Annotated in this window: 11 protein-coding genes; 2 read left to right on the top strand and 9 right to left on the bottom strand. The window is 63.1% G+C overall.

Annotated features, from left to right (window positions below):
* Nucleotides 1-236: 236 nt before the first annotated feature.
* From MnOB_RS25755 to MnOB_RS25740, 4 genes are all read right to left on the bottom strand, one after another.
* Nucleotides 237-659: an organic hydroperoxide resistance protein gene (locus MnOB_RS25755; RefSeq protein WP_077527383.1), complete on the bottom strand. Its 423-nt coding sequence runs from the start codon at nt 657-659 to the stop codon at nt 237-239.
* A 60-nt stretch (nt 660-719) separates the two neighbouring features.
* Nucleotides 720-1,466 carry an HvfC family RiPP maturation protein gene (locus tag MnOB_RS25750; protein ID WP_077527382.1) on the bottom strand — a complete coding sequence of 249 codons (747 nt, stop codon included), beginning with the start codon at nt 1,464-1,466 and terminating at the stop codon, nt 720-722.
* Nucleotides 1,459-2,307 (bottom strand): HvfB family MNIO-type RiPP peptide maturase, encoded by an 849-nt coding sequence (locus MnOB_RS25745; protein ID WP_077527381.1) that lies wholly within the window; start codon nt 2,305-2,307, stop codon nt 1,459-1,461. The genes MnOB_RS25750 and MnOB_RS25745 overlap by 8 nt, the downstream gene beginning before the upstream one ends.
* A gap of 69 nt (nt 2,308-2,376) precedes the next feature.
* Nucleotides 2,377-2,835, bottom strand: coding sequence for an HvfA family oxazolone/thioamide-modified RiPP metallophore (locus MnOB_RS25740; RefSeq protein ID WP_077527380.1), 459 nt, complete (start codon nt 2,833-2,835; stop codon nt 2,377-2,379).
* Nucleotides 2,836-3,181: 346 nt separating this feature from the next.
* Between MnOB_RS25740 and MnOB_RS25735 the strand changes: the two genes are divergently transcribed.
* On the top strand, nt 3,182-4,411 hold the full coding sequence (locus tag MnOB_RS25735) for an NADH:flavin oxidoreductase/NADH oxidase family protein (RefSeq protein ID WP_077527379.1): 1,230 nt from the start codon (nt 3,182-3,184) through the stop codon (nt 4,409-4,411).
* 45 nt (nt 4,412-4,456) lie between these two features.
* Here the strand turns inward: MnOB_RS25735 and MnOB_RS25730 are convergent, their stop codons facing one another.
* From MnOB_RS25730 to MnOB_RS25710, 5 genes are all read right to left on the bottom strand, one after another.
* Nucleotides 4,457-4,891 (bottom strand): nuclear transport factor 2 family protein, encoded by a 435-nt coding sequence (locus MnOB_RS25730; RefSeq protein WP_077527378.1) that lies wholly within the window; start codon nt 4,889-4,891, stop codon nt 4,457-4,459.
* A gap of 158 nt (nt 4,892-5,049) precedes the next feature.
* Nucleotides 5,050-5,550, bottom strand: a complete 501-nt coding sequence (locus MnOB_RS25725) for a GNAT family N-acetyltransferase (protein WP_077527377.1) — start codon at nt 5,548-5,550, stop codon at nt 5,050-5,052.
* A 216-nt stretch (nt 5,551-5,766) separates the two neighbouring features.
* Entirely contained in the window at nt 5,767-6,183 is a 417-nt protein-coding gene (locus tag MnOB_RS25720; RefSeq protein ID WP_077527376.1) for a cupin domain-containing protein, read from the bottom strand.
* Between the two features lie 156 nt (nt 6,184-6,339).
* Nucleotides 6,340-7,161, bottom strand: coding sequence for an AraC family transcriptional regulator (locus MnOB_RS25715; protein ID WP_077527375.1), 822 nt, complete (start codon nt 7,159-7,161; stop codon nt 6,340-6,342).
* Nucleotides 7,162-7,260: 99 nt separating this feature from the next.
* Nucleotides 7,261-7,602 (bottom strand): hypothetical protein, encoded by a 342-nt coding sequence (locus MnOB_RS25710; RefSeq protein WP_077527374.1) that lies wholly within the window; start codon nt 7,600-7,602, stop codon nt 7,261-7,263.
* A 263-nt stretch (nt 7,603-7,865) separates the two neighbouring features.
* Between MnOB_RS25710 and MnOB_RS25705 the strand changes: the two genes are divergently transcribed.
* Complete coding sequence (locus MnOB_RS25705) at nt 7,866-8,420, top strand: NAD/FAD-utilizing enzyme apparently involved in cell division (RefSeq protein ID WP_077527373.1); 555 nt, start codon at nt 7,866-7,868, stop codon at nt 8,418-8,420.
* The last annotated feature ends 268 nt before the right edge of the window (nt 8,421-8,688 follow it).

The raw sequence follows: 8,688 nt of genomic DNA, 5'->3' as shown, positions 1-8,688 counted from the left end.
TCTCCCGACACCCGTTACCTATGTCCCCCGGCTGAACACACGGCGCACCCTACCCAATCGGCCCGAGCATTCGAATCGTCACAGGCACCGCCCAGACCCTGTAGGGGCCAATTCATTCGCCATAGAGGACGTAGTCCTGCCGTAGGTTGGTCCGAGGAACGAGGCCCAACATTGCCACCGCAACGAAAAAAGCCCGCGGGCTCGGGGCACGCGGGCTTTGGGCTGACCGAATTCGATCAGGGAATGTCGAAGGTCACCTCTATGTTGTCGCGGGTTGCCTTGGAGTACGGGCAGAGCTGGTGCGCCATCTCGACCAGACGGGCCTTGTCATCGCTCGCCAGGCCCGGCAGTTCCACCCGTAGCTTCGCCGCCAGGGCAAAGCCACCATCGGCGGTGTTGCCCAGGGCGATGTCGGCGACCACCGCCACATCCTCCGGCAGACGAATTTGCAGGCTCTGGCCGGCGCGGCGCAGGGCGCCAATGAAGCAGGCCGACCAGCCGACGCCCAGCAGTTGCTCCGGATTGGTTCCCGGTCGGCCCGAGTTAGGTGGACTCAGGCGCACGTTCAGCTCGCCGTCGGAGGATTCGCCGCGACCATCGCGGCCACCAGTGGTACGTGTCTGGGCGGTGTAGAGGGTGCTTTGCAGGATTGCGGTCATCAATGTGTTTCCTGGGTACAGGGAAGGAAGTGCCGGCGGGCGCCGGCATTTGTCTGCGCCTCAGATACGGGTGCCAAGCACCACGCCCTGGGCGCGCAGGTTTTCCAGCAGGGCCAGGCCTTGCGGCAACAGGGCCTCGCTGTGCACGCCTACGGCTTCGGCCAGGGCGTGAAGATGCTCGAGGCCGGAGCAGTCACGCTCCTGCAGGGATACGAGCAGCGCATGGGCAAGCGGTGCCAGGCGTGAGAAGTGGACCTTCTTGTCGACACCGCGCCGCGCCAGCACCAGGGTCGGCTGTTCCGGGCTCTGTTGCGGCAAGAAGTCGGGACCGATCTCACTCACCGGCCACTGATAAGCCAGCGGCCAGGCCAGGCTGGACAACAGGGGAACGCCGTCGAGCAGGTTGCCCTCGGGGTCATGGGCCTGTTCGTCGCTGTTACTGAGGAGCAGCGCAGCTTCCACCCACTCGTAATGGGCCAGCTCCGGCAGCCAGGCCGACGGTTCGAGCGCGTCGGCGCCGCCCTCTTCCAGATAGCGGACGAACTCACCGGAGATTTCAGTGAACAGCGGCGTCTGGCAGCGGTAATCGGCAAAGAAAGCCTCGATCAGGGCCTGCCAGCGCTGGGCGCCTAGGCTGGCGCGTATGACCGGAAAGCAGCCCGCGAGCAGCGACTCCACATTGCCGAAGAACAACCGGCGGTACACGGCCAGGCGGCGCGGTTCGATCCCGGGCGGCGGCGCGTTGTTTTGTGGGTCGCGCACATGGCGCGCCATGCTCATCAGCTGTTCATGCAGGACTTCATGCACGGCGCACCTCCGGCCACGGCATGGCGGCCTGCTGGCGCACACGGATCTGTTCGACCTCGCCCAGCAGCTCCGCCAACGGCGGGAAGTTGAAGTCGCGTTCCAGCAGCGTCGGCAGCGCGCCGAAGCGCTGGTAGGCCTGTTCCAGCAGCGACCAGACGTCGCCCTTTACCGTTGCGCCATGGGTGTCGATCTTCAGGTCCGGCGCTTCGTCGTAATGACCCGCCACATGCAGGTAGACGACCCGCTCCGCCGGCAGAGCGGCCAAGTATTCGCTGGCGTCGTAGCCGTGGTTGATCGAGTTGACGTAGAGGTTGTTGACGTCCAGCAGCAGATCGCAGTCGGCCTCCTCCAGCAGTGCGCGGAGGAAATCAATCTCCTGCAGGGCCTGATAGGGCGCGGCGTAGTAGGAAATGTTCTCCACGGCAATGCGCCGTTCCAGGGCGTCCTGGGTCTGGCGGATCCGCGCGGCGACATGGCGTACCGACTCGTCGGTAAAAGGCAGCGGCAGCAAGTCGTAGAGCTGACCATCGTCCGAGCAGTAGCTCAGGTGCTCGCTGAAGAACGCGACGCTGTGCCCGTCGAGGAACGCGCGGATGCGCCGCAGCAGCTCGCGATCCAGAGGTGCCGGGCCGCCGAGGGACAACGAGAGGCCATGACAGGCCAGCGGGAAGCGCTCGGACAGGCGCGCCAGGGCGTCTCCGTGGTGTCCACCGACATTGATCCAGTTGTCCGGGGTGCACTCGAGGAAATCCACGGCACCGGCATCCATCGCCAGTAGCTCGGGCAACAAAGCACGGCGCAAGCCAAGGCCTGCGCCCTGGGGGAAGGCAGCAGCGTTCATGGGGGTTCTCCCGAAGGTGAGGAATCTCCCCGGCGGTCGGCACCGGGGAGGTGGATCAAGACGCGAGGATCAGTTCTTGGCCTGGCTCATCTTGGTGAACAGCTCGGTGGGGACTTTCTTGCCGTTGGACAGGTACTGGTTGCTGCGGAACTTGTAGACCTCGCCTTCGGACAGGAAACCGTCCTTGTTGGTGTCCATCGCAATGAACTCCGCTTCGCCCTTCGGCGCCACGGTCAGGAGTTCCTTGCGCGATACCAGGCCGTCGTCGTCGGTGTCAGTGCGCGCGAAGGAAGCATCGCCGCACTTGCCTTCACCGCACTTGCCTTCGGCGGCCTTGGAACCGCTGGCTTCCGCTGCACCACATTTGCCTTCGCCACACTTGCCTTCAGCGGCCTTGTCGGCAGCGGCAAGCATGTAGCCCTGGGGCAGCGCCTCAACGGCGAAGGCGGAAGTCATCTGCATGCCACCGGCCAGGGCAACAGCGATCAGGCCAATACGGGTCTTGTTCGAGAACTGGGGGCGGGACATGGCGTTTCTCCGGATACGTTGCGCGACCAAGGCGCGCGGGGCTTGCCACAAGGGCTATTGGGACCCTGGAGCGAGGCGCCTGGGGCTGGCCTCGTTCGGGTGTGGCTATTTCGCCTCAGCCGTGTATCCGTGACGTATCTGGAGGAAAAAGCATTTGTAAGCGACTCGATGAAGATCAGGGCCTGGATACATTGGGATACGTCCGGCACCTACCCGCGCGTCTACCGGGCTTTCACGGCACCCGTTGCGGGTCATTCCAGCCCTTGCCCGAGCATTCGCCCTGACCTATTGACATTAAAGTTAACTTTAATCTTAGGATTCTGGCTCCGCAGAAGAGGAGCTACCGATGAGCCTGTTCGAACCGCTTGCACTGCCCAATGGCGCCCGCATACCCAACCGCCTGGCCAAGGCGGCCATGGAAGAAAACATGGCCGACGATGACCATGCGCCGTCCGCAGGGCTGCTGCGCCTCTACCAGCATTGGGCCGATGGCGGTGCAGGTCTGATCATCACCGGCAATGTGATGGTGGATGGCCGCGCCATGACCGGGCCCGGTGGCGTGGTGCTGGAAACGGACAGCCACCTCGAGCGCTTCCGGCGCTGGGCCGACGTCGCCCGCTCTCGTGGTGCCCAGGTCTGGATGCAGATCAACCATCCGGGTCGACAGACACCGGCCGCCCTGGGCCAGCCGACCTTGGCACCGTCCGCCGTGCCCCTGGACCTGGGCAAGTTCTCCAACCAGTTCCGCGTGCCCCGCGAAATGTCCGAAGCGGATATCGAGGAGGTGCGCAGTCGCTTCGTCACTGCCGCGCGGCTGGCCGAGCGCAGCGGATTCAACGGCGTACAGATTCACGCCGCGCATGGCTACCTGCTCAGCCAGTTCCTCTCGCCGATCAGCAACAAGCGCCAGGATCGCTGGGGCGGTTCCATCGAGAATCGCGCACGCCTGCTCATCGACATCGTCCAGGGCGTTCGGGGTGCAGTGTCGCCGGCGTTCGTGGTGTCGGTGAAACTGAACTCGGCGGACTTCCAGCGCGGTGGTTTCAGCCCGGAGGATGCGCGCAGCGTGGTCGCCATGCTCAATGAGCAGCACGTGGATCTGGTCGAGCTATCCGGTGGCAGCTATGAAGCTCCGGCCATGCAAGGCCAGGCTCGCGATGGCCGCACCCTCGCCCGCGAGGCCTACTTCCTCGAATTCGCTGAAAGCATCGCAGCCATTGCGCGGATGCCATTGATGGTCACCGGCGGTATCCGGCGGCGCGCCGTGGCGGAGAAAGTCATCCAGAGCGGGATCGCCCTGGCCGGAATGGCCACCGCGCTTTCCATCAATCCGAATCTGCCGCGGGAGTGGTCGAACGGTGGCGACAGCGCCCCTGCCCTGCGCCCCATCACCTGGAAGAACAAGACCCTCGGCGCCATGGCCAACATGGCGGTGGTGAAGTACCAACTGCAACGGTTGAGCAAGGGGCGCGCCACGCGACCGGACGTTTCGCCGCTGCTCGCCCTGCTGGGGCAGCAGGTTTCGACCTCGTCCCGGACGCGACGCTATCGCCGCTGGATCGCTGGGCGGAACTGACGGCGTGCACGGGCCATGGGCGATCTCATGGCCCGTGCCACGCCCTCAGACAGCAGCCTTGGCTTCCGCCAGATAGGCGCCCAGGCGTCGTCCCATTTCTGCGCCGAGGGCCTGCAGGCCGCTCATGGGGCGAACCATGACCTCGAAATCGACGATCTTGCCCTGCTCGTCGAAGTGGATCATGTCGATACCCTTCAGGTCGCGCCCATCGACGTGCGCGCTGAACTCCAGCACCACGCCGAGGCCATCGGCGGTAACCAGTTGGCGGTGATAGGTGAAGTCGTTGAACACCTTGAGCACGGTATTGAGGATGGTCGAGACCACCATGGGCCCCGGATAGGGGGTATGCGCCATGGGCGAGCGGAACACCACATTCGGCGCCAGCAATTCCGGCAATGCGGAAAGATCCTGCTGCTCGACCATCTCGTGCCAGCGTTGCAGCGAGGCAGCGGCCTGGGGTTGCAGGTTCAGTTCGGACATCGTCACTTCCTCTCGATTGTTCTTCTTCTGGAAGCCCGTCAGGCGCGCATCAGCGCGCCAGTGTCGGGGGCTGGAAGGACGATACGACCCGGAAATACCTGGCTCAATGATCGAAAATGACAGCTTTATGATCCGGCCGTACAACTTGCAACGCGCCCTCAGTGAGTCGTCCGCGTCACCCGGAAATTCAGTAATTGCGGCTCATCATCCAGGGCGATCTCGTGCACCGCTCGCGGAAGCTCAGCCAGCACGGTGCGCCAGAACGCCAGGGCGCTTTCGTCCTGCGGATAGAAACGCACCAGCCAGTCGTTGGTCCCGCTGGTCAGTACCTGCGTGGCCACGGCGCGGCCGACACCCTGGCGCCGGTACTTCTTGAGGATGAACAGGTCCGCCAGTTCGAGGGCGTCGATCCCGGGCAGTTCGCTTCGCTCGATCAAGAAGAATCCGGCGATGAACCCGTCCACCAGGATCAGGTGCGCGCTCCACAGCGGCTCCTGCCAGTAGCGCGCCAGATGCTCGTCATGGATGTAGAAGCGACCGTCGACTTCGACGTCTTCCTGTTCCCAGTCCGAGGACTCATAGGCGTAGAACTGATACAGGTTGCGGATCAGCTCCATGTGCTCGGGGCCAGTCTCGACCAGCTCGATGGCGCCGCTCATAGCTGGTCACCCTGAAAGGGGTTCGGATGCGAAAGGAAGGATTGAATCGACGGCATGGACTTCTCGGTGCAAGGAAATACGCGGCGCATATTCTTGCAGAAGCCGAGGCGCATTTGTGTAGGAGCAAGCTTGCTCGCGAACAGTCCTGGGCAAGACCCTTCGCGAGCAAGCTCGCTCCTACAAGTGCAGCGGCATCACGGACAAGTGCCGCCCCGCTTACTCCTCCAACTTCAGCAGTGGTTTGCCTTTCTGCACGATGTAGGTCGCCAGCTCCGATGCCTTGTCCTTGCCGACGTTCGTCGCGATATGGGCAGTGCCCGCGGGAATGAACAGAGACTCTCCAGCCTTGAGGATGACGTTTGGACGCCCTTCCAACTGGTACTCGAAGGTACCGGATATCACATAGGCGACTTCCGCGCCCGGGTGGGAATGCCGGGGCGACACGACGCCCGGTTCGAAGTCCACGCGCACCTGGATGGCTTCGTATCCGGGTACTTCCAGATCATGCCGGGTGAGGTCCGTGCGGTGGATGCCGTTCTGCCAGCTGGCCTGAGGCTTCTCCTCATGTGCCTGGGCAAGACCGGTGATCGCCAGCAGTGCCGCAGCGACGGTGAGGGTTCGTAGGTTCATCATGGCAGGTGCCTCCGGGTGAAAGGTTTGGTGGCTTCACCCTATCCACGGCATCTGCCGACGATGTGTCGGGACTCGGCGGCTACTGAAAGCGCACGTATATGACAGCGGGACGGACACACGAATATACAAAGCGTGGGCGAGTACCGCCGACCTGGCTCAATCCAGCCGCTGTACCCACTCCCTCGGGCTGGCGCCCACCTTGCGGCGGAAGGCCCTGGCCAGGGCGGATGGACTTTCATAGCCCACTTCATCGGCGATCAGCGCAATGGGCCGACCTTCCCGCAGACGCTTCTGCGCAAGGCTTACGCGCCAGCTCACCAGGTAATCCGCCGGGGTGATGCCCACCACCTCGCGGAACTGCGCGGCGAAGCTGGCGCGGGACATGTTGGCGGCCAGGGCGAGATCGGCCACCGACCAGGGTTTCGCCGGGGCGTCGTGCATCAGGGTCATCGCCTTGGCCAGACGCGGGTTCGCCAACCCTGCCAACATGCCGCCGGACAGTTGGTTGCTGTCCATCAGGTGACGCAGGAGCTGGATGACCATGAGTTCGAACAGACGGTCGAGCACGGCTTCGCGCCCGCATTCGTCGCCAAAGGCCTCGCTGAACAGCCAGTCGATGACGCCGGCAACGCTCGGCACGGAAGACAGGGGCAGCAGCAGGTAATCCGGAAGTGCCCGCGATAACGGGTTGTCGACGCCGCCGTCAAACTCGAGGGTGGCACACACCAGCTCGGCCCCGTCCTCGTCGCTGGCGCTCATACGGTGCGCCAGGGGCCGGCCCATCAGCCACAGGCTCGGCTCATCGACCACAACTCCCACGCCATGGCTCGAAGCCAGCGTCACACGTCCTGCGCGCAGCAGGTGCACATAGCCACGAGGGACTTCGCCGGGGTAGGCAGCCATGCCGCAGAAGCCGCCGTTGAAAAAGGTCGAGGCATGCAGGCTGAAGTTGCTCAGCAGGGACGACAGTCGATCCACGCGTCTAACCCTCGGGCTCAGACGATCTGCAGCCTTGCTGAGGTGGATGACAAGGGCGTGGTTCGTTCGGCGTCACCCGCGCCCTTGCTCGTGTTGCCGTCAGCCCAACTGATCGATCATCACCGTGTTGGTGTACACCAGACTGCCGTCGCTCTCGCGGTGGCCCACCAGGTGGAACAGCCCACGTTCATCGTCCTTGCTGAGAAAGACGCGGAACTGCAGGTCCGCGAGCGAACCACACTCGCTGGGCGTGACCAGCTCCATATGCGCCATGTCGGCATCGATCATCATGTCCGGCTCATGGGTTTTCTGTAGGTGCTCTTCCGCTTCCTCGAGCAGCAGATGGTCGGCATTGTTGAGGTGGAAGTGCAGATCCCCCATCGGAACGGACTTCTCCGCGCCCTGGGGTTTGCACCAGCTCTTGATGGTCAATGTATTCATCTAGCAACCCTCCTGACTCGTGCGTTGCCACGCCAGCTGTTCAATCAGCAGTTTAGACAAGGACCACCACCTGGACGGGCAAGTCATCGGCCAAGGCCGCGTGCATCAAGGGCTACGGGCCTTCGACAGGAATACCGGATGCTATAATTTTCCAGTGAAAGAACCCTGGATTTTCAGCCAGGGCTCGAGGATAACCATCGGGAATAACGCCATCGATTGCGGGAGGCGAACGACCACTTCGAACCAGTATCCGGAGGTGAGTCATGAATAGGCACTACTACATCAGCAACAACCTCGATGACCTGGAAACCCTCGAGTCCGAACTTGAGGCCAATGGCATCAATACCGAGCAGATCCATGTGCTGAGCGACAGGGACGCCGACGTCGAACAGCACCATCTCCATGATGTGAATTCCTTCATGAAGCAGGATGTCGTCCACTCCGGCGAGATTGGCGCGCTGATCGGCGTGCCACTGGCCGCGCTGGTGCTCCTGGGCGCCTGGCTGGCGGGCTGGACCGACACACCGGCGGGATGGGTACCCTTCGTGTTCCTCGCGGTGGTCATCTTGGGCTTCTGCATCTGGGAAGGCGGTTTCTTCGGTATCCAGGTACCCAATGCACACTTCCGCAACCTGAAGGAAAAGGTCAGGGAAGGCGAACACATCTTCTTCGTGGATGTAGACCCGGATCAGGAATCCGTGCTCGACCGAGTCATCAATCACCACCCGCAGCTACGGCTCGCCGGCACTGGCTCCGCCTCGCCGCACTGGATCGTTTCCTGGCTGCATCGCTGGCATCAGTTCAAGCGGACGATCTAGGCCCTCTCCCCCGTCCCCTCTCCCTGATGCGGAGAGGGGTGACTCCCAGCCCACCTTCGGCACAGTCCTGTGGGGGCGATTTCAATCGCCAAGCAGGACGCAGTCCTGCCGTAGGTTGGTCCGAGGAACGAGACCCAACATTGCGGCACCGAGCGTTTGGTTACGACAATTGGTGGATGAAAAAAGCGTCATCCACCCTACGGGCCAGCTTCGCTGGCCAATCCACAAATGGATCGACGCTCTCCTGTAGGGGCGAGTTCATTCGCCA

Source organism: Metapseudomonas resinovorans (assembly GCF_002003485.1).
GTDB classification, from domain to species: Bacteria; Pseudomonadota; Gammaproteobacteria; order Pseudomonadales; family Pseudomonadaceae; genus Metapseudomonas; species Metapseudomonas resinovorans_D.
This window is presented reverse-complemented; position numbering and strand designations above follow the sequence as displayed.